Below are 25,192 nucleotides of genomic sequence, written 5' to 3'. Positions count from 1 at the left end.
GATGGACATAGTTAGAAGGGCGTTTCCACTTATCGCCATATTGATGTTCCAACTACTTATTTTGGCATTACTGAATCTAAGCTTTAATTTTCCAGCAAAAGTTTTTAAATCCGGAACAATAGTTAATTTTTTATTGCCCATTAATATCATTCTAATCTTGCTCACTTTTATTTCCATCACAGTTATTAACAGTACCTTTAAAAACATGGAAGAGGAGATAGAAAACAAGGTAAGACTTGAAAACCTTGAACATATAAAAGAACTATTACAGACTATGCGGGGGCAGCGGCATGACTTCAATCACCACCTTCAGACCGTATATGGGTTTCTCTCCGTAAATGCCTATGAAGAAGCAAAAAACTATATAGAGGAAAGCCTGACTGATATTTCTGTTATTAATGAAATTATAAGATCTGACAATCTTGGATTGAATGCCTTACTTTATGTTAAAAGTGGAGAGATGGAACGGCATGGCATTAAATTTTTAATCACAATAAGGACTACTCTTAAACAATTGCCATTAAAGACCTCAGAACTAAACGCTGTGTTGGGAAATCTACTGGACAATGCAGTTCAGAAACTAATTACTGTACCCGATGAAAATTCCATGGTAGAACTAAAAGCCTATCGTAGCGGTAATTTTTTTATATTGACTGTGTCAGATAACGGACCGCTAATTGATCCACTACATAGAGACAAACTGTTTATTCCTGGCTTTACCACAAGGCAAGGAGGCGAGGGGCTTGGATTATTTAACATTAAACAAGTATTAGATAAATACGACGGTGAAATCCAGATCAGAAGTGAAGATGGACTAACCACCTTTGAAGTTTCTATCCCTTCTAAAAAGGAGAATAGACATGAGCATTCCTAGACTTTCCTACGCTTTGGCAGGCTACTTTGAAAGACAGCTCAATTTAGATGAAGATAGAACCGACATTTTGCGATATGGTTTTGAAGTGATCATAGGGGAAAGCGTTAAGATTATTACACTATTTACTTTGGCATATTTACTTAAACTAACCCCTAATGTCCTAGTTAGTTTCTTAACGGTGGGAATCTATCGTCTTTTTTCAGGGGGTTATCATTCAGAAACCTACGAGCGTTGTTTCATCCATAGCCTTATCCTATTTTTAGCGATGGGGAAAATGGCTCAGATATTATTCATCTATTTTAAGCTTCCAATCTCTTTGCTTTTCACAATTGTGATTGTAACTTTTATATGGACCTTATGGGTTGCGATCAAATGGGCTCCAGCAGAGACGGCGAACAAACCCCTTTCGTTAGAAGAAAAGAAAAGACAGAGGAAATTATCACTTGGTTGGGTTTTATTATGGTTTATAGTAACAAGTTACCTTTTGCTGGGGTTTCCTTTTGAAAAAACTGGTTTTATTATTCTGGGAACTCTCATTGCACATATGTTTCAAAGTTTTAGCGTTACCCCGGCAGGGTTCAAAGTAATGAGGTTTGTTGATACTCTGCCGGATAAAATAAAATAAAAAATTAAAAAAGGGGAGAAAATCATGATTAAAAAAGCCTTACTTTCGTTCGTAGCTTCAGCAGTATCCTTAGTTGCATTCTCAGCTGTTATTCCTACTAGCCTAGTCACCCTTTACCAACCAAAAGTACCCAAAGCTCTACAGAAATAGAAGATATTATGGATTTAAAAGTTCTGGTTGTTGAAGATGATGCCAATATGCGCCTGATATTAAAAAGGGCGCTTATTGGTATTCAGAATGTCCAAGTGGTGGGGGAAGCAGAAAGTGGGACAGAGGCTGTAAGCCTTGCTAATGAGCTTGAGCCTAATGTAATAATTATGGATGTAGAGCTACCTGGGAAGGATGGGATTGAAGCTTCTAAAGAGATTCTGGACATAATTCCTGATGTGTTTCTGATTTATGCCACTGGACACCCCGATTATATGTCCGAAGCATTTGAGGTCTATGCTTTCGATTATCTCTTAAAACCTTATAAAATAGAACGGCTTATTCAGACTATTACTAAAATACAGGGGCTTGTAGAAAGAAGACAAAATAGCGCATTAAGCGGCGGAAAAATAATCTCTGAATCTGTAGGCATCAAACACAAGATTGCTGTAAGGATTGATCGGAATCTAACATTAATTGATACGAATAAAATTATCTATATAAATCGGGAGAAACGAAAAACTGTTATTCATACAGACGGCGGTAAGATAATGACCAACGAGTCCCTGGAAACTTTAGAGAAAAGGATTGGGATAGGAAATTTAATGAGAACGCATCGAAGCTATCTGGTCAATTTAGATAAGGTAGTCGAGATTCAGCCCTGGTCGCGTAATGATTATCTTGTGGTCTTTGGTGGCATGAAAGAAGTAGCCTACATCACGGATGATAGATATAAAGAACTACAACATAAATTAAATATATTATGAAGGGGCTGTGTGAAAACTGTAGCGACTAAGTTGCTAGAGGAGAATACTACATATAATAATAGTCCGTACCAAGTCACAAAGTGGTACGGACTAATCTGTTTTATAGAAAAATCACTTATAGAGTGGGGCTGCGGACAACTTGAGTTCAAGTTTTAGCCACAGCCCCTTTTTGAATCAGTAAATTTAGTATGATAAACCGAAACTTTGAACACTCAGAGTGTGAGTTTAAGCAAGATAGCAAGGAAATGCTCCCTTATCAAAGAATGTTATTCTATGTAAGTCGTTTTAAATCAGCTCAATACAATGAAGAAAGGTGGTTATTCTCGTTAATTCAGACCGGTGTTCTTATGTTATCCGGCCATTCATTGCCAAAACATCCGGACACCGTTCCTACGGTATCCGGCCATCATTCTTATTTTATCCGGCCAAAGGCCGGTACCTCTGCATGGAGTGTATCATAGATTATTTAGTTGTACCATCACCTCCTTCATTCTGTGGATTATGAGGTCTTAAACTGGGTCCTTTTAGCTCTACTCGATGGGAATTGTTAATCAACCTATCCAATATTGCGTCTGCAATGGTTGCATCTTCAAAGACGCTATGCCACTTTGCCACGGGTAGTTGAGAAGATATCGCAATGGATTTTTTACCGTGACGATCATCAACGACTTCAAGGAGATCCCGGCAGGCACCTGGATCAAGGGAGGCCATCCCAAAGTCATCCAAGATGAGTAAATCTGGTTTTTTTAAGTCATTAAGTATCCGGTTGTAGGAACCGTCCCCTCTACCAATTGCCAAATCAGTTAAGAGTCTGTTTACCCTGTAAGAGCGAACCTTTAGGCTTTTTCTGCAGGCAGCATTGCCAAAGGCACTGATGAGGTAAGTTTTGCCCGTTCCGGTTGCTCCAGTGACGATGAGATTTCTGCCCTCTTTAATCCAGACACAATCAGCAAGCCGGAGTAAGGTTGCTTTATCCAGATTCCTTTTCGAGTCAAAGTTAATGTTTTCAAGATTTGCAGAGGGTTCTCGCAGATTGGCTTCCCGCAGTAATCTCTGTAATCGGTTATTAGTCCTAGCTAGCCATTCAGCATCGACAACCATAGCCAGTCTCTCATCAAAGGGAAGGACTGCATTTGCAGGTAGCTCTACCTGCCTTCGGTATTCCTGCTCCATTGCTCGTAGTTTCATTCGGTTCAGCTTATCGAGGGTTTGGTTAATCATCTCATCCACCTCCTAAACATAGGCTTTAGAACCGCGTAAATTTTCATGGAGAGGGGTGGGCTTGCCCATCGAGGAGGTGAAAACTTTATCCTGACCATTCTTAAGGATGGTGGTTATGGTGGTATAAGAGCAAGATTTCATAGCGATGGCTTTAACGCAAGCAGCTTCCAGCCGTTCGTTGCCGTATTTCTTTGAGCATTGTAATATTCCCATACAAGAGCGATATGCCTGTTCTTCGGCAATTTGTGAAGACAACAGATGATCAATTGTGGCATACGTTTGCTCACCGATGTTCCTGGCCCACATGCGGTATTTGGCACCATCAAAATGGTTGGTATCATATTGGTGACGGTGATGGGGTGGCATATGGTTAAGATGCGTTACATATCTTGATCCCGTTTGACGCCTTTGATGGAGAGCCACACGCTCTCTATTCTCGTTAAGGATTTCTATGGTTGTTGCAGTGGCTCTAAGGGTTACCATTTGTTTGCTTAAGCAATGGGGCACCGAATAATGAAAACCATCGTACTCGACATGGTAATTTGACGGTGTTCTACGCACGATGTAATCGGCATACTCAAACTGGGTGTAAGGTAAGGGGCGAAGAGCAGGTTTATCCAGTGCTTCAAAAACACTTTCTCGACTACCCTTGCGTTTTTGAAAAGGTCGTTTAACCAACTCTTTCACACGGTACTGTATTTCGGTATTAAGGGATTCAAAACTAAAGAACCGTTTACCGCGCAGCCATTCTAATAGCCAGGTTTCCAGCCAACCCACACTACTTTCTACAGCTGCCTTATCTTGAGGCTCACGGACTCTTGCCGGTAATATGGCCACTTCGTAGTGCTTTGCAAATTCCCAGTAGGATCGATTGATGGCCGGATCATAGTAACTGGGTTTTGTCGTGGCCGTTTTGCAATTGTCCGGTACAATGACTCGTGGAACACCGCCTAAATATCTCAGGGCATTTACATGGGCAAGCAGCCATTTATCTAATTTTTCATCGGGAAAGGCTTCTACATAGGGGTAGGAACTGTCTCCCAGGGTTGCCACAAAGAAATGAGCTTTGAGTATTTCTCCAGTGGAAGTGTCGACGACACAACTTAGGGTATCACCCATCCAGTCTACAAATAGTTCTTTACCGGGTTCACGATTCTGAACCATAATTACGTTTTTGCCGGTCTCGTTTTTCCAGTCAAGATAACGATGACAAAAGCGGCTATAGCTTAGACCATGGGTATTTTCTGCTTTGTATTCTTCCCATAGATATTGCAAGTTAAGTCGCTTATTGGTTTGCAAACGCTCGTGGATACTGGACCAATCCGGATCTCCTTTTATGGGATGACTTAAACTGTTTGGATAAAGCAACCTCTTAATTTCATCATTGGTCATTTTTGCTGCGACATCGTATTGAAGTTTACAATTCCGGCAGCGTTTCTGAATTTCTCCTACTGTGGATTTGCCGCATTTTACACTTTGAGCAATATCTCGTTGAGAATAACCCTGCTCTGTGAGTCTCAAGATTTCTATGATTTTCACTGGTTCTTCGCACCTCATCTTCTTCCTCCCGTACACATAGTGACTATATTGTACAGGAGTTCATTTTTCTGAGGTACCAATTTTATTGGCCGGATAGTTCAAGAGAAGTGGCCGCATGTGACAAGAACTTTGGCCGGATGTCACAGGATTGCTGGACGAATGGCGCAAGAATACTCAGCAAAGCTGGGTGCTGAAAAATCAGAACGTTCTACTGAACGTCAAGGGTATCGATCAGGCTATCGCGTTCGCCGTTTCGATACCAGAATGGGGACTCTGTATTTAATGGTACCAAAACTGCGAAATGGGGGCTATATCCCTTTCTTTGTGGAAACTAAGAAACGTTCTGAATTGGCCTTGATGAATGTGATTCAAGAAGCCTATGTCAATGGTGTATCCACCCGTAAAATAGAGAAACTCACCAAGTCTTTAGGTATCGACTCCATGTCACGAAGTCAGGTATCAAGCATCGCTAAAGAACTGAATGAACAGGTTGAAGCCTTTCGTAACCGAAGTCTCGATAAAGTCTATCCCGTACTTTGGGTGGATGCTCTCTATGAGAAGATCCGAGATGATCGAAGGGTCAAAAATATGGCGGTGCTGATTGTAACGGGCATTAACCTAGAAGGCAAACGAGATATTCTGGCCGTTGAGCCCATGCAAGAAGAGTCCACGGCAACCTACACTAGTCTCTTCGAAAAGTTAAAGTCACGAGGACTAGAGAAGGTTTGGCTGGTTGTCTCAGATGCTCATAAAGGGTTAGTTAAAGCCGTTCAAGAGTCCTTTGTCGGGTGTTCCTGGCAACGATGCAAAGTGCATTTTATGCGGAACATCCTCGCTCATATATCCGGTCGTGATAAGCAAGCTTTTGCTAATAAACTAAAGCAAATCTGGCTTCAACCAGACTATGATAGTGCAAAGAAATACGCTAATTCTCTGATGGATGAGTTTGAGTCCAAATATCCCGAAGCCATTAAAACGTTGGAAGAAGGGTTGGAAGACTCACTGCAGTTTTTCAGTTTTGCAGAGATTGATTCCCGGAAAATCGCGTCAACCAATCTACTGGAAAGACTCAACCGAGAAGTTCGAAGAAGAACCCGGGTGGTAGGGATATTCCCAAGTATGGATTCCTATATTCGACTAGTAACCAGTTACCTTATTGAGTATAGCGAGGACTGGTGCAGTGGCCGATCCTATATCAATCCAAAAATCATTACGTCGACTGAGCAGGAACGTTCAAAAGCTGCGTAAGCCTTAATCAATAATTTAGAAAAGCCGACGCTCGGCGCTAGCCAAGCAAACTCTCTTTGATCCGGGGTTACTCTTTGAGGTGAAAGAGACTTTGCCGTCTTATAGCGTTTTGGTAGGGTGTACGTGTCAATGGGATGATGCCGAGCATATCCTCGGCCTAACGGCCTCCGGTATCCCTCGTATCACCCTTGACACTCTTCCAAACTTACGCTTTTATATAAAATATTCAACCTTAAGGGGTTCTGATGGTTTTTGCGAACATTTCTTGACACTATCCTTATTTATTAACAAAGTTACATTTTTATACAAACCATTCAATGGTAGCAGGGATTTGATCATACACTTCTTTAATTATAGATTCGGCTTTATCAGGTAATGCGGCATGCCCTTCGACGACAAGGCTTCTGTAGTCTTCAACTCCAATAAAATGCATGATATCTCTAAGGTATGGGTCAGCATGATTCATTGGATCTTTGGAATGGAAACCACCGGATGCGTGGATGTGTAAGCATTTTTTGTTTTGGAGCAAGCCTTGGGGACCTTTTTCAGTGTATCTAAAAGCTTTACCGGCGACACAGAACGTATCGATATAAGCTTTTACCCGCGAAGGCATCCCCAGGTTCCACATAGGAGTTACGAAGACATACTTATCAGCATTTACAAACTGATCGGTGAGCTGATTATAACGCAAAAACCTTTGTTGAGTCTGTTCAGACAGACTTCCAACGGAAGATCCCGATCTTAGCTTTCCTATGACATCCATTAATTCATAGTCCAATTCTGGAATTTCGTTTTTGTAGAGATCGATCACAACAATTTCATCTTCGGGACGTGCTTCTTTGTAAGCCTGAAGAAATTTTTCGCCGAGGCTGAGACTTGTTGAATTTTCAGTGGCTTTGGGATTTGCAGTAATAAATAATACTTGTGCCATAAATAACAACTCCTTTGAATATTTTTCTTAGGTACTCTTGTAATATAGGACACAAATATAAATCTGTGAAGTACGCACTTTTATGTGATCTAGTACCTAAAAAGATACCATGTAAAAATGAGAAATGATTATTGAGTATATCAAAGGTGCAAAAGAGCTTGATGCCTTCTCTGATGAAGGTATCAAGCTCTTTTTGAGAGTTACTGATCAAGACCCAAATTCAAATACTCAGCTCCGAAGCCGTGCATGAGTTCAAGGATCGGAAGTATTTTCTTGCCAATGTCCGTTAAACCATATTCTACTTTGGGTGGAACAACGGGATAGACTTTTCTGTAAATCAGTTTATGCTCTTCCAAATCCCTTAATTGTTGGGTAAGCATTTTTTGAGTAACATTGGGTAAATGTTTTTTAATGTCACTAAATCTTAGGGTGTTGTAGCTCAAATACCATAAGATTAATATTTTCCACTTTCCCGAAAGGAGATTTTGGACTGAAACCATGGGACATTTTTCAAACTTTTGACATTGGTCTTTCATATGGCATTGCTCATGACGAGCATAACTTTCAGTTGACATACTCATTTGCTGCCCTTCTTCCTTGTAGTATCTTTTTAATAACTAAAGTCTTAAAAATAACTAATGTACTTAATCGATTATACCACATTTTAAGATCTTGCTAAAATTAGTAATTACCTTACTAAATAATATTTATCTCTTTATAGTATCCTCAGAGACACTATGATACAAAAAAGTGCCTACTTCACAAAAAAATAGACAAGGAGTATTATCCGTGTTGAGGGGTAGATATAAAAACATTTTAAAGATTAAGAATTTGAGGAGGTAATTATTATGGCTACAGTTCATCATGTCTATGGTTATTTCATGCCAAACGTAAATTTAATGGGAGCAGGCTCTGCGAATGAAATCGGCGCACAAGCAAAATCCCTTGGGGCGACAAAGGCTTTAATTGTAACGGATGCTTTCCTGAGCAAATCAGGTATGGCAGACCAAATTGCAGATTACTTGAAAGCATCTGGAGTTCAAGCTGTTATATATCCAGGGGCTGAACCTAACCCTACAGATAAAAATGTCCATGCCGGCCTGGAGGTTTTTCACAAAGAAAACTGTGATATGATTATTTCTCTCGGTGGAGGTTCAAGCCACGACTGTGCGAAGGGAATCGGAATTGTTGCTGGTAATGGTGGGCATATTCGCGATTATGAAGGGGTTAATAAATCGACCAAAGCTATGGTTCCCATGATTGCTGTGAATACAACAGCAGGTACAGCCAGCGAAATGACCCGTTTCTGTATTATTACGAATACGGATACCCATGTCAAAATGGCAATTGTTGACTGGCGTTGTACGCCGGCAGTTGCAATTAACGATCCGTTGCTTATGATGAAAATGCCTCCGTCACTGACTGCAGCAACAGGTATGGATGCGCTAACTCATGCGGTTGAAGCTTATGTATCTACTGAGGCTACACCTGTAACAGATTCGGCAGCTTTAATGGCGATGAAATTAATCTCTAAATACCTTCGTCGTGCTGTTGCCAATGGGGATGACTTTGAAGCCCGCGAGCAAATGGCTTATGCAGAGTTTTTGGCGGGTATGGCCTTTAATAATGCTAGCCTTGGTTATGTTCACGCCATGGCCCACCAATTGGGCGGCTTCTATAACCTACCTCACGGTGTCTGCAATGCAATCCTTCTTCCACATGTTGAGCGTTTCAACTTAATTGCTAATGCAGAGCGATTTAAGGATATTGCGATCACTATGGGTGAAAATGTAGATGGTTTATCTGTACGTGATGCCGCTGAGAAGGCTCTTCTAGCCATTGAGAAGTTGTCTAATGATGTAGGGATTCCGAGAGGGCTTAAAGAATTAAATGTAAAAGAGCAAGACCTAAAAGTCATGGCCGAAAATGCTATGAAAGATGCTTGTATGTTAACCAATCCCCGCAAAGCCACTCTTGACGATATCATTCAAATCTTTAAAAACGCCCTGTAAATTTTTCTAGAGTTAAACAAAGGCTGTAGCGTTAAGGAGCTACGGCCTTTGCGTAATCGATACGGTGGGGTGAATGAATAATGAATTTTACTAAAATGAGTGCATTTCAAGCTTTTCGTAAAATGGACAGGGCTTGTGTTGCGGGATGTCAATGTTCGCCGGTTTGCCAGTTGTTTATAGCGAAAGAGATTCTTAGTCAATCAGCAGAAACCGGCCAAAAAACATCTCAATCTATACCCAGGGATATTTTAGAGATGTTCAGGAGTATTCCTGTCTTGCCGGAACGATATAAGCAGTTGGAACTGCATGATGCTTTCGAAGCTGTGCAGAACATCTGTGATGATTGCCCCAGTATTGTACATACTAAATATTGTGTTGTAAATGTAGTTCTTACCGGTTTAGGTATATTGGTGTATGGCAAAGATTTTATCACGGAGAAGGATCGTGAAATGTGAACTACCCAATTCTCTCTCGGTTGCTGTTCAGGATTTCGATGGTGGTTGATGTAGCCCGGATGGTGATTCCCTTGGTGTCACCCAGATATACAGAGATTTTCCCGGTTCCCTTTCCTGATGCATGGTCACGCGTTTTCCGGTTTGATTCTACCATCGGTTAAATCGCTCACAGAATTGGCTGTATCCCAAGCCGTTAGGGTTTTTCTGTTTGTATTCGGTCCAGAGGAATTGCAGGTTTAACTTAGGATGGGTCTTGATCTCGTTGTAAATGTACTCGTAGTCCGGCTCCTGCTTAGTATACTTTTTAGCTCTGCCGGATACAGCAACGCTGTAATTTCTTTGGGAGTCATAGACTGAGCCTTTTCAAAGGTAAATCAGCTTCCCTACAGCTTTTTAGGACTTCCCCGACGGTAGAACGAGCGCAGTTGACACTGTCTTTAGCGATAATTTTCCCAATACTCATCGTGCTAAAACTACCAAAGACTATTTGATAAATCTCCAGGGTGCTAGTAAGGGGCCAATTATAGATTGCTATGACTGGTTGTGTCTGGTGACACATCTGCTGCTATATCGGTAGGTAGGAATTATGAAGGGGGTGTTGCTCACGAACTATTCTGTTCGTTTTGCAACACCCCCTTTGCTTATATCAGGAGTTGGTTTAAGAACTTACGGGTTCTTTCAGCCTTGGGATTTACAAAGATTTCTTCTGGCAAACCTTGTTCAACGATTTGCCCGTCACTCATGAAAATCACCCGGTCCGCTACTTCTTTGGCAAAGCCCATCTCGTGGGAAACCACCACCATGGTCATCCCATCTTTGGCTAATTCCTTCATAACATTTAGAACTTCCCCAACTAGTTCAGGGTCTAAGGCAGAGGTTGGTTCGTCAAATAACATTATTTTAGGTTCCATAGCTAGAGAACGGGCAATGGCTACCCGCTGCTGTTGCCCACCGGATAAGCGGGAAGGATATTCGTCCCGCTTACTGGCTAAACCAACCTTGATGAGAAGTTTTTCTCCTAGTTTTGTCGCGGCATCCACGGACATTTTTTTAACTGATACAGGACCTTCGATGATATTTTGCAAAACAGTCTTGTGGGGGAACAGATTAAAGTTTTGAAAAACCATCCCAGTATGCTGGCGAATTTCTCGAATTCGCTTGTTTTTCTCTTTTTCTGACATACGGACATCAACCAAGATACCATCAATCTCAATAGAACCGGCGGTGGGTTGCTCCAAACCGTTTAAGCAGCGCAGTAAGGTGGTCTTGCCTGAACCGCTTGGACCTATAATCACGGCAACTTCTTTGGGCTTGATTTGCAGGCTTACTCCTTTTAATACATCTAGCTCAGCAAAATTTTTGGTAAGGTTTATTACCTTAATCATTCGACCACTTCCTCAAATCAATAGGCTTTCGATAATTTGTCTTCAGCTTTACCCAGAAGCATGGAGAACCCGGTGCTCATTACCCAGTACATAATGGCGATAGCAATATAAAAAGGCATTACCACAAGGTGCTTGGACATGAGCAACTGGGAAGCCCGGAGTAACTCAGTGACGGTTATCACAGAAACGAGAGAGGTTTCCTTGAGAATGCCGATAAAGGTGTTTCCCATCGGAGGAATGGCAACCCTCGCGGCCTGCGGCAGAATAATCCGGCGCATAGCCTGGCTGTAGCTCATTCCTAGAGACAAGGCTGCCTCCATCTGTCCTTTGGGTATGGAAATAATTGCCCCCCTGAAGGTTTCGGACAGGAAAGCACCGATATTGATACTGAGAGAAATGTACGCCGCAGTAAGCGGACCAAAAGTAATACCTATATCTGGTAAGCCATAATAAATAATAAATATTTGTACTAGTAGAGGTGTCCCTCTGATCAAAGAGACATAGACCCTGGCGAATGCACTCAATGCTTTGTTCCCGGTAATGCGAGCCAGGGCGACCAACAGGCCAATTATTAGTCCAAAGGCCATAGACACCGCGGTAATTAAGAGCGTGTAATATGCCCCTTTTAATAACAGAGGAAAGTCTTGCAATACTAGATCCATTAGCTTTTTATCCTTCCACGGATTTGGAGGTTAGATAGTAGGCTCAACTCCAAACCATTTCTTAAAGATTCCCTTGTAAGTCCCATCAGTTTTCATATCAGCTAATGCTTTATCAACTGCCTGTAAGAATTCGGGATTTCCTTTACGGATTGCCATACCGGCTAAGTCTTCTTTGATGGGTTCCCCAACAACTTTCACTTTCAGATTATTTTTATCAATCTGAGGTTTGATGGCAAAGATGTTGTTAATAGTTGCGTCAGTACGGCCTGTGTTAATATCAAGCAGAGAAGTAATAACGTCGTTGTAGGTAAGTATTTCGAAGTTGCCTACCTTAGGGATTGCCACATCTCTCAGATAGCTTTCGTCATTGGTTCCTAGTCCAACTCCGACTTTTTTACCTTTTAAGTCATTAAGTGAATTAATGGTGGTGTTATCCGCTTTAACAATGATGTTAACAGCATTTTTAATATAAGGCTGAGAAAAGTCCATAGTCTTCTTGCGTTCATCAGTAATGGTCATCTGACTGATAACAATGTCAAACTTGCCTTTGTCCAGACCAGCAATCATGCCGGACCATTCCGTCGGAACGAACTCTGCAGTAACACCTAGACGCTTGGCAACTTCTTTGGCAATATCGGCATCAAAACCATCAACCTCATTCTTGTCATTCATGAAGTTATAGGGAGGATAAGTACCCATCAGTCCAACGACCATTTTCTTGGATGCTTTAACTTTATCAAGCAAGGTCGCGTCTTTGGTCTGTTCTGCGGGTTTATTGGCGACGCCTCCGCAACCTACCAACAATACAGTCATCAGTGTAACCAGGGTAATCAGTGTCAAGACTTTCTTCATATTCTAATCTCTCCTTCTTAAATACAGTTATTCCTATCAACTTACATGGTTATTTGTTATTATATAATCTTCGTTCATAATTTACAAGATTTTTTTAACAAGAGCAGTTAGCATTTACTTAACAAGCCCATTCGAGCGTTACTCACTTTAGTTTTTGGCATCATTTCTAATCTCATTAGAATCTGCTAGCTCTGGGCCACGGCTAGAACGGAGTCCTTGAACCAACTGAAGCAATTGCAAATTTTGGTGATACCGCTTTTAGTACATAGAATGTTTATATAACAGAAAACGCAGGCATGAAGATGCTAAGTTTAAAGTGTACAACTTTATTTATCGTAAACATTAAAGAATAAGGCTGGAAGCATTTGTGCTTTCAGCCTTATTCTTTATATTCAGAAGGAGGAATATATTGGATTATGTTGAATTGTGATTAAAAGTGGCGACATTTCTATTCTAATGCGTAGGCAATCATCGTATGAATTGAGTTAAGATTTGGTTCGTGGCCCGATTTTCCAGGTGGAACCATACCAGAGACTGCGCGTAGGATGGTGACTTCTTTACACAGATAGAGTACGCCTCTGATTTTGTTTACATAGGGAGGCGTGGGGTGATGACAAACGGGCTTTGGAATTCTCTCTATAGGGCTAGGTCGGAAAGGATTTGAAATAGGATGAGTGAAGCAAACGTTATCGAAAATACAGACAGTCCTCGGACACGACAAAGTATTGCGAAGGATTTGCGCAGACTTGGCTTAGAACAAGGTATGACTCTTATCGTTCATTCTTCATTGAGTTCTTTAGGCTGGGTAAATGGCGGTGCGGTTACCGTAATTCAGGCTTTAACTGATGTAATCACTTCATCAGGAACAATAGTAATGACTACACATTCAGGTGAGTATTCGGATCCTGCACTTTGGGGTAATCCCCCTGTTCCAGAAGCCTGGTGCACTATGATCAGGGAGACAATGCCTGCTTTTGAACCTCAGATTACCCCTTCAAGGGGAATGGGCATAATACCAGAAGTGTTTAGGAAGTGGCCAGGTACGATTCGCAGCATACATCCTGCACATTCATTTGCCGCATGGGGAAGATGCGCTAATCAAATCATCGATGATCAACCGTTAGATTTTCCAATGGGTGAACATTCACCTTTAAGTAACTTATATGATATTTAGATGGTTATGTATTATTACTTGGGGTGGGTTTTAACAATAATACATCATTTCATCTGGCAGAAAATCGATCGAATAAAAGAGTCGTCTGTGAGGCAGGGGCCCCAATCATACATAAGGGTCAACGTGTTTGGAAGACATATAAGGATATTGAATTTTTGACAGAGCTTTTCGAACAAATTGGGATGGATCTCGTAAATACAGGACAGGTAGCAAATGGGCGAGTTGGTTCTGCACAAAGTATGCTATTTAATCAAAGACGGGCAGTCGATTTTGCTCTAAATTGGATTACCCGCCCTGTCGTACTAGGGGAGGAATAAGGATGTCAGTAAGCGAGAGTTTTAAAGATTACGTAATCGATCAACTTGGACTGTTAGGTTTTATAACGATTAAAAAGATGTTTGGTGGTGTCAGTATATACCATGGCGGTTTGATTTTCGGGTTACTTGCAGATGACGTACTGTATTTTAAGGTGGACGACTCTAATAGGTCCGATTATGAACAAGCTGGAATGGAACCATTCCGACCAGGATTTATGACTAAACCCATGGCAATGCCCTATTACGAAGTACCTGTTGAAGTAATAGAAGACAAAAAGCGGCTAGTGGATTGGGCTCGGAAGGCTCTTTTGGTTTCCAACAGTAAGCCTTCTAAGGTTCGGAAAGGCAGAAAAGGTGCAGAATGATAGAAAAAATGTTTAAACACCGTGAGAGAAATAAGAGAGAAGGATGAGAATGTTTAAGTGTGTGGTTGATGATGAGGTAGTACTTAAATTATTAGAAACTAGACATGCTAATCAACTATTCGAGTTGACGGATTCATGTCGTTCATATCTAAAGGAATGGCTTCCTTGGCTTGATGGGACAAGGAGTACAGAAGATACAAAATCATTTATCGAGATGACAAGAACACAATTTGCTTCCAATAAAGGGTTTCAGACTGGAATTTGGCACGATGGGAATATTGCAGGAGTCATCGGATTTAATGAGATAAATTGGGCTAATCGATCGGCGAGCATTGGATATTGGCTCGGTGAACGGTATCAAGGGAAAGGAATAATGACAAAATCCTGTAAAGTATTGATTGATTATGCTTCTAAGGAGTTAGGTCTAAATAGAGTTGAAATAAGATGTGCTGAGAAGAATCTCAGTAGTAGGGCAATTCCCGAACGGTTAGGTTTTGCTAAGGAAGGGATGGTCAGAGAAGCAGAATGGTTATATGATCATTTTGTAGACCATGTCATATATGGAGTGCTTGCTCGGGAATGGCTATGAGGCAGGGGAGTTAATTGGGGAGAGGAACGGATAGTTGACATAAGATGTTGGAAATTAGATTTGTGTATATCAAAATAATTTGATATTATAAACTCATGATGATTGACACTATAAGAATTTCGAAAGCCCTAAGCGACCCTATACGTTATAACATTATGTTAATGCTAGTCAATGCGGATCGAAGCAAGCACCCAGATTGTTATGACTCCCTAGATGAAGGAGTGTGTAACTGTGACATTATGTCAGCAATGGGGCTTATTCAATCGAGAGTTTCCTATCATATGAAAGAATTAACAGAGGCGGGTCTTGTTTTCGAAGAAGTAAGAGGTAAGTGGAAGTATTATACCCTGAATCAAACAGCTTTAAGAGAGTTTATTAAACAGCTGGAGGTGGAGTTTAAGCTCTAAATCCAATTTTTTTAATACTATATATCAAATAAAGTTGATGCATTAAGAAAAATGGAAGTTTTATGATATAAATATATATCAAAAAGTTTTCTCAGGAAGGGAAAAAGGTGAAATTATTATGAGTGTTAATTTACCAGTCAGTCGAAAACTATCGACGCTTGACCGCTATCTGACCTTATGGATATTTCTAGCTATGGCGATTGGAGTAGGAATCGGATATGTCTTTCCAGGAGTTTCAGGGTGGTTAAATTCTCTGTCGATAGGGACCACTTCAATTCCGATTGCTATCGGACTGATCATCATGATGTATCCACCGTTGGCCAAAGTCAAATACGAAGAGATGGGTCTGGTTATCAGAAATAAGAAAGTAATGACCCTGTCTATCGTTCAGAACTGGATTGTTGGGCCTATCATTATGTTCATTCTTGCCGTGATCTTTCTCCACAATTATCCGGAATATATGGCAGGACTCATTTTGATTGGTTTAGCCCGATGTATTGCGATGGTGATTCTTTGGAACAGTTTAGCGAAGGGAGATTCTGAGCATGCTGCCGCTATCGTTGCGCTGAACTCTGTTTTTCAAGTTGTCTTCTATTCAGTATTTGCGTATTTCTTTATTACAGTTCTGCCTCAGTGGTTGGGGTTATCCCAGGGGATGGAAGTACACATTAGTATGTGGGAAGTTGCAAAGAGCGTCTTGATTTATTTAGGGATTCCCTTCTTGGCGGGAATGCTTACCCGCATGTTTTTGTTACCTCGTAAGGGAAAAGAGTGGTATGAGAAAAAGTTTGTCCCTAAGATTAGTCCGCTCGCTTTAATTGCTCTCCTTTTTACGATCGTTATTATGTTTTCTCTTAAAGGGCAATATATTATTGCTCATCCCATGGATGTCGTTCGAATTGCGATTCCTCTTGTAATCTATTTCCTTGTGATGTTCTTCGTCTCATTTTATATGAGCTATAGAATGAAGATTCCCTATCAGCAGACGGTGACCTTGTCTTTCACCGCTGCAAGTAATAATTTTGAACTCGCTATTGCGGTCGCTGTGGCAGTGTTTGGAATTGATTCTGGGCAAGCGTTTGCGGCAGTTGTTGGCCCCTTGATTGAAGTCCCGGTCATGATTGCGTTGGTGAGCGTAGCGCTAAGACTCGGTACAAAGTACTTTAATTTAGGGCAAAAAACGGCTTAAGCCTTGCTGTTCGGACGGACGACTAAAAGAGACCTATGGAACACGATCATCGTGCTCATAGGTCTCTTCTTTTTGTTAGGGTATTCCTTTAGTTTGACTCCCATTACTTGGCTTAATTTATTCTTGAGTTGGGATTAGTTTAACGGTGACAATAGCTTTAGAAAGTGGGCATTCGTCAGAGTGATTATCCCCACAGTGATGACACATCCCAGCGAGGGTATCAATTGCCTTTTCCTTCTTCTCTGCGTCGAACATACAAAAACCTCCCCTTGTTAGTTAATGATTACGTTATTAAGACGTACCAGAGAAGTATTGGATAGTGCCCTAATCTATTTTTTTTAGGAGAAAGTGCAAAAAAAAAATATAGTTTAAACGACTATCTAAACGATTCAAACTTCGTCTAAACAATGGAATCTTAATTGAGAGGGCGAATTAAATATGGAAACACCAATCGGATTTTCAAAGTTAAATGCTTTTAAAGCTTTTTCCAAAATGAACAAGGCATGTGCTCCAGGATGTCATTGTACCTCACTTTGTCAATTATATATTACAAAAGAGATATTGAGTCGATCCGCAGAAAGTGGTGAGAAGATATCTAGGGAAATTCCGAAGGATATTCTTGAGTTATTCAAAACCCTACCGGTTATCCCAGAACGCTATAATCAAATGGATCTTCATGATGCGTTTGAGGCGGTTCAAAACATTTGTGACAATTGTCCAAGTATTGTCCATGACAAACATTGTGTTGTAAATGTAGTTCTCACGGGATTAGGAGTTTTGGTCTATGGTAAGGAATTTGTCACGGAAAAGGACCGCTGAATTCTTTCAATTATTCCAGATTAATTTCAATAGCGAGAAGTGTAACAGAAGCGAGAAGTATAACAGAGGTTTGTAATAAAAAGAAACTGCATTCTGCCAGTATTTATGAGAGGATGTAGTTTAGGTGTTTTGATGATAATGGTTATCAGAGTAGAATTAACATCATAAAGTCACCAGAACAAATGCTTAGTTTGTACCTGGCATAACTTATGATATTTAAGAGATTGTTAGTTTAAAAAATAACTAAGTATTGACAGGGGAAGAAAAACAAGTATACTCATAAATGATAATGGTTTTCAATATCTTGAACGTACGCAAGATGAAAATCAAAATAAAGAGCATGTTTAAAATGAGGAGGAGTACACAACATGAAAAAACGAAGTATCGCAGGAATGCTGGCTATACTTACTTTAGCTGGAGCAGTACTTACTGGTTGTTCAGGGAATTCATCAACCACTTCGGCACAAACGGGATCAGGTTCGCAGCAAAGTGGAAATACAAGTCAAGTAGTAAATATTTATTCTGATCGTCATTATGAGGCAGATAAACAGCTCTTAGAGCAGTTTTCAAAGGAAACCGGGATTAAGGTCAATGTTATCGAAGGTAAATCGGATGAATTAATTGAGCGCCTTGCACGGGAAGGGAAGGATTCTCAAGCCGATCTTCTTGTCACGGCTGATGTCGGAAGGCTTCATCGGGCCAAAGAACAAGGGTTATTACAATCAGTTCAGTCAGAGACTTTGTCAAAGAACGTTCCTGAGAATCTAAAAGATAAAGACAATCAATGGTATGGTTTAACGGTTCGGGCTCGGGTCCTCGTTTATGCGAAGGATCGGGTGAATCCTTCTCAGTTATCAACGTATGAAGATTTAACTGATCCCAAATGGAATAAGAAGATACTCGTTCGTGGTTCAGACAGTATCTATAATCAATCTTTACTTGCTTCATTTATTGCGGTGAATGGTGAAGAAAGTGCGAAAGCTTGGGCTAAAGGAATTGTTGATAATACGGCCCGTACTCCCAAAGGGGCAGACCGTGATCAAGCAAAGGCAGTGGTTGCAGGTGAAGGTGATGTCGCCATTATGAACACGTACTATTATGGACTCCTCCTCAACTCTTCCGATCCTGAAGAAGTCAAAGTTGCTAAGCAACTCGGAGTTTTCTTCCCGAACCAAAATACGACTGGGACACACATCAATGTCAGTGGAGCCGGGGTAACTGCATCTTCAAAGAATAAGGAAAATGCAATTAAACTTATCGAATTCCTTTCTAGCGAAAAAGCTCAGAAGCTATTTGCCGAAGCAAACTTCGAATACCCGGCCAACCCTGCAGTTGAGCCTTCAGAACTCTTGAAGTCTTGGGGAACCTTTAAGCGGCAGGATATTAACCTGACAAAGTTAGGCGAGAATAACAAAAAAGCAGTGGAAATCCTTAATCAAGTGGGTTGGAAATAATTCGTTAGAATCAATGAAGGCAGTCCAAAGCGGCTGCCTTCAGTCAATATAGAGATACCTGAGAGGATTGATGGGGTTGTGAATATAAGAGGAGGGCGAAACATCAAGCAGAATTTCAATCTATGGGGAGCGCTCAGCGCCTTCTTTGCGGTGCTGATTATCTTACCCAATGTTGATTTATTTTCTAACTTGTTTACTCAACCGAATGAAAATTGGTATCACATAAAAACATATTTGTTACAAGATTATATTACCAATACCTTGGTGATTGTTGGATTCACTGGGGTATTAACCGTATTACTCGGAAGCGGACTGGCATGGCTGATTTCTGCTTATGATTTTCCAGGAAGAAAGATGCTTAGCTGGGCTTTTATTTTACCGTTGACCATTCCGCCCTATATTGCGGCTTACACATATAATGGAATGTTAAATTATACTGGAGTTGTCCAAAAACTTTTAAGAAACGTCTTAGGAGTTCAAGTCAATCCGAAGTGGTTTGATATCATGAACATTCAGGGAGCTGTTTTTATTTTTACAGTCTTCCTCTTTCCATATGTTTATACTGTAACCCGAGCATTTTTAGCCAATCAATCCGCATCCCTCATTGAGAATGCTAGGCTCTTAGGCAAGAACTCCTTTGAAATCTTTGTTCAGGTGGTTCTGCCTATTTCGAGAGGAGCCATCTTAGGTGGTATGACCCTCGTAATTTTTGAGGTGCTCAATGATTACGGCGTCGTCTCCTTTTTTGGAGTTCAGACGTTTAGTACCGCAATTTTTAAGGCGTGGTTTTCTATGGGGGATATCGACACCGCGGTAAAACTTTCGGGTGTTTTGATGACCATCGTGATTAGTGTAATTCTCTTTGAAAAAGGGTTAAGAGGAAGGAGAAAATACGGTTTCACCACTACAAAGTTAAGGCCAATCGTACGAATACCACTTCGAGGAATAAAGGGATTTTTGGTCTCCTTTATGGGTTTTATGGTTCTTGGCTTAGGGTTTATAATTCCGGTCCTTCAACTTCTCGCTTGGAGTAGTTTAACGTATAAAAAAGTTTTAAATGGAGCATTTCTTAAGTTGCTTGTGAATTCGATTGGAGTTGCACTGATTGGAGCCTTGATTATCCTAGTGATTTCAGTGATTATCGCAAATTTCTCGCGAGTTCAAGAAACCTGGGTGGCAAAGCTTTTTCCGAAAGTTTCTTTGATTGGCTATTCTATCCCAGGAGCCGTTCTTTCGATGGGAGTTATTCTTTTCTTTGTAGACTTTGATCGCAAGTTAGAAGGGTTCTATAAAGCTTTGAACCCTGACACGATTACTTTAGTCCTTAGTTCCAGTATCGTTATGTTGATTTTTGCTTATTCGATTCGCTTTTTAGCCGTAGGCTATCAAACCATTGAAGCAGGGTTTGACAAAGTAGGGAAGAAGTTTTTTGAAGCCTCTCGTCTACTCGGAAATGGGGTAACTCAGACGTTCCTTAGGGTTGACTTACCTATGATAAAACCGGCAGTGGTCAGTGCTTTGGCGTTAACCTTCGTGGATATCGTCAAGGAGCTTCCGTTAACCCTCATCTTAAGGCCCTATAATTTTAATACCCTTGCCACGAAAACCTATGAGTATGCCACGGATGAGATGATCCATGAGGCCGCAATTCCTGCTTTGTTGATCATTCTAGTCAGCATTGGGTCAGTGTATCTACTGAATAAACTTGGAGATAAGGAGTGAATCTCATTGTTTGCTGAAATACGAGGATTATCCTTTCGATATAAAAATTCTACGGTTGATAATGTTAAGGACTTTAATCTTAATATGGATCAGGGTGAAGTAACGTGTATCTTGGGGGAAAGTGGAAGTGGTAAAAGTACGGTTTTGCGCCTTATTGCAGGACTTGAATATCCCCTAAAGGGTCAGATGCAAATCAATGGAAAGATATTATTTGATGAACATGAATTCATTCTTCCAGAAAAACGGGAAATTGGAATGGTATTTCAGGACTATGCACTATTTCCTCATATGACGGTAGCGGAAAATATCCAGTTTGGGTTAAAGGATTTGAGTAAACAGGAAAAGAATGGACGAATCCAAGAAATGTTGGAGCTTGTACATTTAGAGGATTACGCTAAGCGTTATCCCTATGAATTAAGTGGAGGACAACAGCAAAGGGTGGCAATTGCACGAGCGGTTGCTCCGAAGCCGTCGATCCTATTGCTTGACGAACCCTTTAGTAATCTAGATGCTCATTTGCGTCATTCGATTCGGGAAGAGTTGAATGGAATTTTGAAGGAGACGGGGGTTACATCGATTTTTGTGACGCATGATAGGGAAGATGCTAAATGTCTTGCTGATCAGGTCGTGATCTTAGAAAAAGGGCAGATAATCGAAGCGGGGAAGAATAGTATGCTTTTGTAAAGAGTAGTTTGCTTTTGAAAAATGATAGGGTTTCCTTAATAAGGTGAATACCATCATTTGAATAAGAATGAGATATTAGACAAAAGAAAAGGGGCATCTCATTATTATGAGACACCCCCATTGTATGTAAGTACTGTAATTGAGTCGTTCACTCCTGGGAAAGAATTCGCCTATCTTAATTAGAGATTTAGGATGTTCAACACCAAATTTTCGATTCTATTGCACTTATGCTCTCTGTAATTCGCTAAGACGATGACTAAAATAAGCTTTGACTTGATCGACATATTCTGGTTTTAGGGTGAACTTACTGAAGGTACAAGTAAAATCTCTATCCAAGCCATAAGTGCCATATTCAGCCCATTCCTCGTCAAGTGTACATGTTGCTTTTATCTGGTCGTACAAATTTTTTGAACTCGAAAATGTTTCAAACAAATTATTTAACTCGTTATCTATTTGTGGATGCGGGAAAAAAAGATTAAAAGGCTTTTTATAGCTGCCCTTTTCATAGGGACCTTCGTCTTCCCAGACAAACGGCTTATCGCAGGATTCCAAGATGTCTTGACAGGTTTTTATCATCTTTTCTTTATCTTCAATCTCTGAGGACATTTTTAACACCTCTAAATTCATTTTTATTGTTTATTATACAACGATAGAGTATAAAAATGAACTTTACGCTTTATTATGAAAGTTCTTAATTGGGAGAAAGTTTAAGGCATAGATGGAACAGCTTATCCATGTGAGCCCATCCGGGGTAGGGTAAGGATGAATAGGTTACATAGAATATGTCTCGCCAGATAATGCTAACCTAGTAAATGATGCAGGTTAAGGCCTTAACAGGGAGATTATTAATGAATTTCTTAACTGATTTATTCAATCATTATGGATATGTCGTATTATTTGTTGCACTAATGCTTGAACTTATAGCTTTCCCGACACCAGGAGAAACCTTAATGACCTACTGTGGGTTTCTTGTATTTCAGGGAAAGTTGAATTGGGGTATCAGTATTATTGTCGCAGCACTGGGAGTTATATCTGGCATCACGATTTCTTACTTTATTGGTCGAAGTTTAGGTATTCCCTTTTTTGAGAAATACGGTTCTTATCTTCATATAGGGCCAGCTAAGTTGGAGAAGACCTCTCATTGGTTTGATAGGTATGGAAATGGATTACTGGTTATTGCTTACTTTATTCCTGGGGTAAGGCACATAACCGGATACTTTTCAGGGATTGCCAAGATACCTTATAAGAAATTTGCATTAAATGCTTACATCGGAGCATTTATTTGGACAGGTACCTTTATCTCTTTAGGCAAGATTTTAGGATCTAATTGGGAGAAGTTCCATGGTTCAATCAAAAAATACCTCATCATTAGTGGCATTGTACTTGCGATAGTTTTATTATGTATCTATGTTTATCGGAGGTATAAGAAAACTATCATCGACTTTATTATTAAGTCTTTAGAAAAGGGTATTCAAATATTTCATTTTCTTGGGAAGATAAAAGTGGCAATCGTTGGGGTTGCCACAATGTTCATTGTTTTATCAATTGTCCTAATTGGACTCATTCAGGACTTTTTAGCCCATGAATTTAGTCAATTTGATATGATCGTTACTTACCTTATAAGCATGATCTTCCCAGGAAACTGGTCCTCTATTATGGGATTGTTTAAGCTTCCAACGACTCCAGAAGTCTTGCTCGCCTTGACGTTACTGAGTTTGGTGTGGATTATCCTTAAAGGTAGGAATCGACTCCTTGAAACGAGATTTCTTTTGATTACCGTTTTAGGTGGAGGACTTTTGGAAGAGGGATTAAGGCTTATCTTTCATCGTGTGGGTCCACTCGGTGGAAATATATACACCTTTCCGAGTCAACAAACCTTATTAGCCGTAGTTGTTTATGGCTTTGTCTCATTTATGGTACTGCGACACGCCAAGAACAGGTGGCTTGGAACGTTATTGTTCTTCCTTACACTAGGTGTCTGTATAGTCACGGGTATAACCGTAATATTTTCTCAGGCTCAGTATCCGAGTGATGCTGTAGCGGGTTATGTCTTTGGCGGAATATGGTTAAGTATAAATATTGTGCTGATGGAAGTTTTTCGTGCATTATCGAAAATCCCGAGTGATAAAAAGTAAGACGGATAACTCCTAATGATTAGAAAGTGAGGCTAGTATGGAACAAGACTTAGATTCAGAAATACTCGATAAACTTACAAAAGTTTGTATCTGTAAAGGAATTACGAGAGCTACTATAAAAAAGGCTATAAGAAATGGGGCAAAAACGGTTGTAGAAGTTCAGAAGGCTACGGATGCAGGCGGAGGATCTTGTGGTGGTAGACGCTGTACGGAGAAAATCCAAGGACTATTAAATGAGAGTAGATCGTTTTATTGAATCTGTGCAACTATTTTGGCTCTTTGAACTCGTTCAATTATGTGAGACATTGATCTCGCTATGTGTTGACACTCGTTATACCTGGATGCTATGATAATTTAAAAGAATAAGTTAAGGGGAGCTGAGCAAATCGGCTGAGAGGGAAATGTGATTTCCGACCCATTGACCTGAACTAGGTAATGCTAGCGGAGGGAATGAAAACGCATGTGGCTATATGCCATGAATCATGTGAATGAAAACCTTCTGCTCGTCGGAAGGTTTTTTTTATTTTACTAAATTAATTCAAAGGAGTAGAAGCTAATGATTAATGCCAGTGTTGCAATCCAAGTATTGCCGAAGGTAGAAGGCGAAGAATTGATTCGTGTGGTGGACAAAGTTATTGCGTACTTAAAATCTACCGGATTAAAGGTGTTCGTGGGGCCCTTTGAATCGACCATTGAAGGAGAGTATGAAGAGCTCATGGATATCGTAAAACGTTGCCAATTGATCTGTATCGAGGAAGGTGCACCCAGTGTGATGTCCTATGTAAAAATAAGCTATAAGCCGGAAGGCGGGATTTTGACGATCGATGAAAAGGTTACAAAGCATCACCAATAAGCTTTATCCGACAGCGCTCTTACTATGTTTGTTGCTGATATGGCACTTGGTGACCGAAACCGGATTAGTGCCTAAGTTCATGCTTCCATCGCCCATGGATGTAATCCGAGCATTTATTAATTCATTTTCTGAGTTGATGAAGCATGCCTCGATATCCCTGACGGAAGCGTTTGCAGGGTTAAGTATCAGCATTGTTTTAGCGTTTGTCATCGCCCTTTTTATGGATAGGTTCGAGGTTTTGTATAAAGCAGTGCATCCCATTTTGGTTATCTCACAGACCATTCCTACTGTAGCGATAGCTCCCTTGCTGGTCTTATGGTTAGGGTATGATATGGCACCCAAGATTACACTCGTGGTATTGGCGTGTTTTTTCCCGATGACCATTGCTCTTTTGGGCGGATTCAAATCCTCTGATGCCGATGCCATGAATCTAATGCGCGCTATGGGGGCCAAGAAGTGGCAAATATATCGTTATATTAAGCTGCCCAACGCCTTACCAGGTTTTTTTTCGGGCCTAAGAATATCCGTATCCTATTCTATTGTGGGTGCTGTCATAGCTGAATGGCTGGGCGGAAACAGTGGCTTGGGAGTCTATATGACACGCGTACGAAAATCCTATTCCTTTGATAAAATGTTCGCTGTCATCTTCCTCATTATTATCTTAAGTTTGCTGCTCATGAAATGCGTAGAGCTGTTGGAACGAAAGGCGATGCCTTGGGCTCATGCTGAGCATGAACAGAATGGAAATATTTAAATTGAACTTGCC

General features: G+C 40.6%; 29 protein-coding genes, 1 pseudogene and 1 riboswitch. Of the genes and pseudogenes, 21 read left to right on the top strand and 9 right to left on the bottom strand.

Annotation, left to right across the window (positions count from 1 at the left end; all coding sequences use genetic code 11):
• Position 1: 1 nt before the first annotated feature.
• From ACZ42W_RS20335 to ACZ42W_RS20320, 4 genes are read left to right on the top strand one after another with little or no spacing between them, the layout of a single operon-like run.
• On the top strand, positions 2-874 hold the full coding sequence (locus ACZ42W_RS20335; RefSeq protein WP_464167079.1) for a sensor histidine kinase: 873 nt from the start codon (positions 2-4) through the stop codon (positions 872-874).
• Positions 861-1,499: an accessory gene regulator ArgB-like protein gene (locus ACZ42W_RS20330; protein WP_464167078.1), complete on the top strand. Its 639-nt coding sequence runs from the start codon at positions 861-863 to the stop codon at positions 1,497-1,499. Before ACZ42W_RS20335 ends, ACZ42W_RS20330 begins: the two co-directional genes overlap by 14 nt.
• A 24-nt stretch (positions 1,500-1,523) precedes the next feature.
• Positions 1,524-1,649: a cyclic lactone autoinducer peptide gene (locus tag ACZ42W_RS20325; RefSeq protein WP_464167077.1), complete on the top strand. Its 126-nt coding sequence runs from the start codon at positions 1,524-1,526 to the stop codon at positions 1,647-1,649.
• Between the two features lie 8 nt (positions 1,650-1,657).
• Complete coding sequence (locus tag ACZ42W_RS20320) at positions 1,658-2,413, top strand: LytR/AlgR family response regulator transcription factor (protein ID WP_464167076.1); 756 nt, start codon at positions 1,658-1,660, stop codon at positions 2,411-2,413.
• A 462-nt stretch (positions 2,414-2,875) separates the two neighbouring features.
• Here the strand turns inward: ACZ42W_RS20320 and istB are convergent, their stop codons facing one another.
• Positions 2,876-3,634, bottom strand: a complete 759-nt coding sequence (gene istB, locus ACZ42W_RS20315) for an IS21-like element helper ATPase IstB (protein ID WP_464167075.1) — start codon at positions 3,632-3,634, stop codon at positions 2,876-2,878.
• Positions 3,635-3,646: 12 nt separating this feature from the next.
• On the bottom strand, positions 3,647-5,191 hold the full coding sequence (istA, locus tag ACZ42W_RS20310; RefSeq protein ID WP_464167074.1) for an IS21 family transposase: 1,545 nt from the start codon (positions 5,189-5,191) through the stop codon (positions 3,647-3,649).
• A 150-nt stretch (positions 5,192-5,341) separates the two neighbouring features.
• Between istA and ACZ42W_RS20305 the strand changes: the two are divergent.
• Positions 5,342-6,421 (top strand): annotated as a pseudogene (locus ACZ42W_RS20305) (IS256 family transposase); the annotation flags it as partial.
• A gap of 301 nt (positions 6,422-6,722) precedes the next feature.
• Here ACZ42W_RS20305 and ACZ42W_RS20300 read toward each other — a convergent pair.
• Both ACZ42W_RS20300 and ACZ42W_RS20295 read right to left on the bottom strand, forming a co-directional pair.
• Positions 6,723-7,352 carry an FMN-dependent NADH-azoreductase gene (locus ACZ42W_RS20300; protein WP_464167073.1) on the bottom strand — a complete coding sequence of 210 codons (630 nt, stop codon included), beginning with the start codon at positions 7,350-7,352 and terminating at the stop codon, positions 6,723-6,725.
• 200 nt (positions 7,353-7,552) lie between these two features.
• Complete coding sequence (locus ACZ42W_RS20295) at positions 7,553-7,933, bottom strand: winged helix-turn-helix transcriptional regulator (RefSeq protein ID WP_464167072.1); 381 nt, start codon at positions 7,931-7,933, stop codon at positions 7,553-7,555.
• A gap of 267 nt (positions 7,934-8,200) precedes the next feature.
• Between ACZ42W_RS20295 and ACZ42W_RS20290 the strand changes: the two genes are divergently transcribed.
• Together ACZ42W_RS20290 and ACZ42W_RS20285 are read left to right on the top strand one after the other, a co-directional pair.
• Positions 8,201-9,364, top strand: a complete 1,164-nt coding sequence (locus ACZ42W_RS20290; RefSeq protein WP_464167071.1) for an iron-containing alcohol dehydrogenase — start codon at positions 8,201-8,203, stop codon at positions 9,362-9,364.
• Between the two features lie 80 nt (positions 9,365-9,444).
• A complete protein-coding gene (locus ACZ42W_RS20285) occupies positions 9,445-9,819 on the top strand; it encodes a nitrite reductase (RefSeq protein ID WP_464167070.1) in 375 nt (124 codons plus the stop codon).
• 641 nt (positions 9,820-10,460) lie between these two features.
• Here the strand turns inward: ACZ42W_RS20285 and ACZ42W_RS20280 are convergent.
• The 3 genes from ACZ42W_RS20280 to ACZ42W_RS20270 are packed head-to-tail and all read right to left on the bottom strand — an operon-like array spanning position 10,461 to position 12,718.
• Positions 10,461-11,204: an amino acid ABC transporter ATP-binding protein gene (locus ACZ42W_RS20280; protein ID WP_464167069.1), complete on the bottom strand. Its 744-nt coding sequence runs from the start codon at positions 11,202-11,204 to the stop codon at positions 10,461-10,463.
• Positions 11,205-11,221: 17 nt separating this feature from the next.
• On the bottom strand, positions 11,222-11,866 hold the full coding sequence (locus ACZ42W_RS20275) for an amino acid ABC transporter permease (protein WP_464167068.1): 645 nt from the start codon (positions 11,864-11,866) through the stop codon (positions 11,222-11,224).
• A gap of 30 nt (positions 11,867-11,896) precedes the next feature.
• Entirely contained in the window at positions 11,897-12,718 is an 822-nt protein-coding gene (locus tag ACZ42W_RS20270) for a transporter substrate-binding domain-containing protein (RefSeq protein ID WP_464167067.1), read from the bottom strand.
• A 670-nt stretch (positions 12,719-13,388) separates the two neighbouring features.
• Between ACZ42W_RS20270 and ACZ42W_RS20265 the strand changes: the two genes are divergently transcribed.
• The 6 genes from ACZ42W_RS20265 to arsB all read left to right on the top strand — a co-directional run bounded on the left by ACZ42W_RS20265 (position 13,389) and on the right by arsB (position 16,759).
• A complete protein-coding gene (locus ACZ42W_RS20265) occupies positions 13,389-13,892 on the top strand; it encodes an AAC(3) family N-acetyltransferase (RefSeq protein ID WP_464167066.1) in 504 nt (167 codons plus the stop codon).
• 23 nt (positions 13,893-13,915) lie between these two features.
• Positions 13,916-14,209 (top strand): AAC(3) family N-acetyltransferase, encoded by a 294-nt coding sequence (locus ACZ42W_RS20260; protein ID WP_464167065.1) that lies wholly within the window; start codon positions 13,916-13,918, stop codon positions 14,207-14,209.
• Between the two features lie 2 nt (positions 14,210-14,211).
• Positions 14,212-14,574, top strand: a complete 363-nt coding sequence (locus ACZ42W_RS20255; protein WP_464167064.1) for a TfoX/Sxy family protein — start codon at positions 14,212-14,214, stop codon at positions 14,572-14,574.
• Positions 14,575-14,623: 49 nt separating this feature from the next.
• On the top strand, positions 14,624-15,163 hold the full coding sequence (locus ACZ42W_RS20250) for a GNAT family N-acetyltransferase (protein ID WP_464167063.1): 540 nt from the start codon (positions 14,624-14,626) through the stop codon (positions 15,161-15,163).
• A 95-nt stretch (positions 15,164-15,258) separates the two neighbouring features.
• Positions 15,259-15,570, top strand: coding sequence for an ArsR/SmtB family transcription factor (locus tag ACZ42W_RS20245; RefSeq protein ID WP_464167062.1), 312 nt, complete (start codon positions 15,259-15,261; stop codon positions 15,568-15,570).
• A 118-nt stretch (positions 15,571-15,688) separates the two neighbouring features.
• On the top strand, positions 15,689-16,759 hold the full coding sequence (arsB, locus tag ACZ42W_RS20240) for an ACR3 family arsenite efflux transporter (RefSeq protein WP_464167061.1): 1,071 nt from the start codon (positions 15,689-15,691) through the stop codon (positions 16,757-16,759).
• Positions 16,760-16,876: 117 nt separating this feature from the next.
• Here arsB and ACZ42W_RS20235 read toward each other — a convergent pair whose 3' ends face one another.
• Positions 16,877-17,014, bottom strand: a complete 138-nt coding sequence (locus ACZ42W_RS20235) for a hypothetical protein (protein WP_464167060.1) — start codon at positions 17,012-17,014, stop codon at positions 16,877-16,879.
• 183 nt (positions 17,015-17,197) lie between these two features.
• Here ACZ42W_RS20235 and ACZ42W_RS20230 point away from each other — a divergent pair, with 183 nt between their 5' ends.
• The 4 genes from ACZ42W_RS20230 to ACZ42W_RS20215 all read left to right on the top strand — a co-directional run bounded on the left by ACZ42W_RS20230 (position 17,198) and on the right by ACZ42W_RS20215 (position 21,438).
• Complete coding sequence (locus tag ACZ42W_RS20230; RefSeq protein ID WP_464167059.1) at positions 17,198-17,578, top strand: nitrite reductase; 381 nt, start codon at positions 17,198-17,200, stop codon at positions 17,576-17,578.
• 368 nt (positions 17,579-17,946) lie between these two features.
• Entirely contained in the window at positions 17,947-19,032 is a 1,086-nt protein-coding gene (locus tag ACZ42W_RS20225) for a Fe(3+) ABC transporter substrate-binding protein (protein ID WP_464167058.1), read from the top strand.
• 84 nt (positions 19,033-19,116) lie between these two features.
• Entirely contained in the window at positions 19,117-20,754 is a 1,638-nt protein-coding gene (locus tag ACZ42W_RS20220; protein ID WP_464171117.1) for an ABC transporter permease, read from the top strand.
• A 6-nt stretch (positions 20,755-20,760) separates the two neighbouring features.
• On the top strand, positions 20,761-21,438 hold the full coding sequence (locus ACZ42W_RS20215; protein ID WP_464167057.1) for an ABC transporter ATP-binding protein: 678 nt from the start codon (positions 20,761-20,763) through the stop codon (positions 21,436-21,438).
• Positions 21,439-21,663: 225 nt separating this feature from the next.
• On the opposite strand, the gene ACZ42W_RS20210 is transcribed toward ACZ42W_RS20215, so the two are convergent.
• Positions 21,664-22,044 (bottom strand): nitrite reductase, encoded by a 381-nt coding sequence (locus ACZ42W_RS20210; protein WP_464167056.1) that lies wholly within the window; start codon positions 22,042-22,044, stop codon positions 21,664-21,666.
• A gap of 242 nt (positions 22,045-22,286) precedes the next feature.
• On the opposite strand from ACZ42W_RS20210, the gene ACZ42W_RS20205 reads away from it, so the two are divergent.
• From ACZ42W_RS20205 to ACZ42W_RS20190, 4 genes are all read left to right on the top strand, one after another.
• Entirely contained in the window at positions 22,287-23,573 is a 1,287-nt protein-coding gene (locus tag ACZ42W_RS20205) for a VTT domain-containing protein (RefSeq protein ID WP_464167055.1), read from the top strand.
• Between the two features lie 37 nt (positions 23,574-23,610).
• Positions 23,611-23,829 (top strand): (2Fe-2S)-binding protein, encoded by a 219-nt coding sequence (locus ACZ42W_RS20200; RefSeq protein WP_464167054.1) that lies wholly within the window; start codon positions 23,611-23,613, stop codon positions 23,827-23,829.
• Between the two features lie 104 nt (positions 23,830-23,933).
• Positions 23,934-24,041, top strand: a riboswitch (TPP riboswitch).
• A gap of 88 nt (positions 24,042-24,129) precedes the next feature.
• Positions 24,130-24,426: a thiamine-binding protein gene (locus ACZ42W_RS20195; protein WP_464167053.1), complete on the top strand. Its 297-nt coding sequence runs from the start codon at positions 24,130-24,132 to the stop codon at positions 24,424-24,426.
• The gene (locus ACZ42W_RS20190) at positions 24,398-25,180 is read left to right on the top strand and encodes an ABC transporter permease (protein ID WP_464167052.1); all 783 of its coding nucleotides are present in this window, start codon (positions 24,398-24,400) and stop codon (positions 25,178-25,180) included. The genes ACZ42W_RS20195 and ACZ42W_RS20190 overlap by 29 nt, the downstream gene beginning before the upstream one ends.
• Positions 25,181-25,192 lie beyond the last annotated feature (12 nt).

Source organism: Desulfitobacterium elongatum (assembly GCF_055378975.1).
Note: the sequence above shows the minus strand (reverse complement) of the source record. Positions and strands in the feature narration are given on the sequence as shown.

Bases quoted from the DNA above. Each gene is read 5' to 3' on its own strand.
- ACZ42W_RS20245 (WP_464167062.1), top strand. From the start codon at position 15,259: ATGATGATTGACACTATAAGAATTTCGAAAGCCCTAAGCGACCCTATA.
- ACZ42W_RS20255 (WP_464167064.1), top strand. From the start codon at position 14,212: ATGTCAGTAAGCGAGAGTTTTAAAGATTACGTAATCGATCAACTTGGA.
- ACZ42W_RS20330 (WP_464167078.1), top strand. From the start codon at position 861: ATGAGCATTCCTAGACTTTCCTACGCTTTGGCAGGCTACTTTGAAAGA.
- ACZ42W_RS20200 (WP_464167054.1), top strand. From the start codon at position 23,611: ATGGAACAAGACTTAGATTCAGAAATACTCGATAAACTTACAAAAGTT.
- ACZ42W_RS20290 (WP_464167071.1), top strand. From the start codon at position 8,201: ATGGCTACAGTTCATCATGTCTATGGTTATTTCATGCCAAACGTAAAT.
- ACZ42W_RS20320 (WP_464167076.1), top strand. From the start codon at position 1,658: ATGGATTTAAAAGTTCTGGTTGTTGAAGATGATGCCAATATGCGCCTG.
- ACZ42W_RS20195 (WP_464167053.1), top strand. From the start codon at position 24,130: ATGATTAATGCCAGTGTTGCAATCCAAGTATTGCCGAAGGTAGAAGGC.
- ACZ42W_RS20270 (WP_464167067.1), bottom strand. From the start codon at position 12,718: ATGAAGAAAGTCTTGACACTGATTACCCTGGTTACACTGATGACTGTA.
- ACZ42W_RS20205 (WP_464167055.1), top strand. From the start codon at position 22,287: ATGAATTTCTTAACTGATTTATTCAATCATTATGGATATGTCGTATTA.
- ACZ42W_RS20285 (WP_464167070.1), top strand. From the start codon at position 9,445: ATGAATTTTACTAAAATGAGTGCATTTCAAGCTTTTCGTAAAATGGAC.
- ACZ42W_RS20235 (WP_464167060.1), bottom strand. From the start codon at position 17,014: ATGTTCGACGCAGAGAAGAAGGAAAAGGCAATTGATACCCTCGCTGGG.
- istA (WP_464167074.1), bottom strand. From the start codon at position 5,191: ATGAGGTGCGAAGAACCAGTGAAAATCATAGAAATCTTGAGACTCACA.
- ACZ42W_RS20225 (WP_464167058.1), top strand. From the start codon at position 17,947: ATGAAAAAACGAAGTATCGCAGGAATGCTGGCTATACTTACTTTAGCT.
- ACZ42W_RS20230 (WP_464167059.1), top strand. From the start codon at position 17,198: ATGGAAACACCAATCGGATTTTCAAAGTTAAATGCTTTTAAAGCTTTT.
- istB (WP_464167075.1), bottom strand. From the start codon at position 3,634: ATGATTAACCAAACCCTCGATAAGCTGAACCGAATGAAACTACGAGCA.
- ACZ42W_RS20280 (WP_464167069.1), bottom strand. From the start codon at position 11,204: ATGATTAAGGTAATAAACCTTACCAAAAATTTTGCTGAGCTAGATGTA.
- ACZ42W_RS20295 (WP_464167072.1), bottom strand. From the start codon at position 7,933: ATGAGTATGTCAACTGAAAGTTATGCTCGTCATGAGCAATGCCATATG.
- ACZ42W_RS20190 (WP_464167052.1), top strand. From the start codon at position 24,398: ATGAAAAGGTTACAAAGCATCACCAATAAGCTTTATCCGACAGCGCTC.
- arsB (WP_464167061.1), top strand. From the start codon at position 15,689: ATGAGTGTTAATTTACCAGTCAGTCGAAAACTATCGACGCTTGACCGC.
- ACZ42W_RS20210 (WP_464167056.1), bottom strand. From the start codon at position 22,044: ATGTCCTCAGAGATTGAAGATAAAGAAAAGATGATAAAAACCTGTCAA.
- ACZ42W_RS20275 (WP_464167068.1), bottom strand. From the start codon at position 11,866: ATGGATCTAGTATTGCAAGACTTTCCTCTGTTATTAAAAGGGGCATAT.
- ACZ42W_RS20325 (WP_464167077.1), top strand. From the start codon at position 1,524: ATGATTAAAAAAGCCTTACTTTCGTTCGTAGCTTCAGCAGTATCCTTA.
- ACZ42W_RS20300 (WP_464167073.1), bottom strand. From the start codon at position 7,352: ATGGCACAAGTATTATTTATTACTGCAAATCCCAAAGCCACTGAAAAT.
- ACZ42W_RS20265 (WP_464167066.1), top strand. From the start codon at position 13,389: ATGAGTGAAGCAAACGTTATCGAAAATACAGACAGTCCTCGGACACGA.
- ACZ42W_RS20250 (WP_464167063.1), top strand. From the start codon at position 14,624: ATGTTTAAGTGTGTGGTTGATGATGAGGTAGTACTTAAATTATTAGAA.
- ACZ42W_RS20335 (WP_464167079.1), top strand. From the start codon at position 2: ATGGACATAGTTAGAAGGGCGTTTCCACTTATCGCCATATTGATGTTC.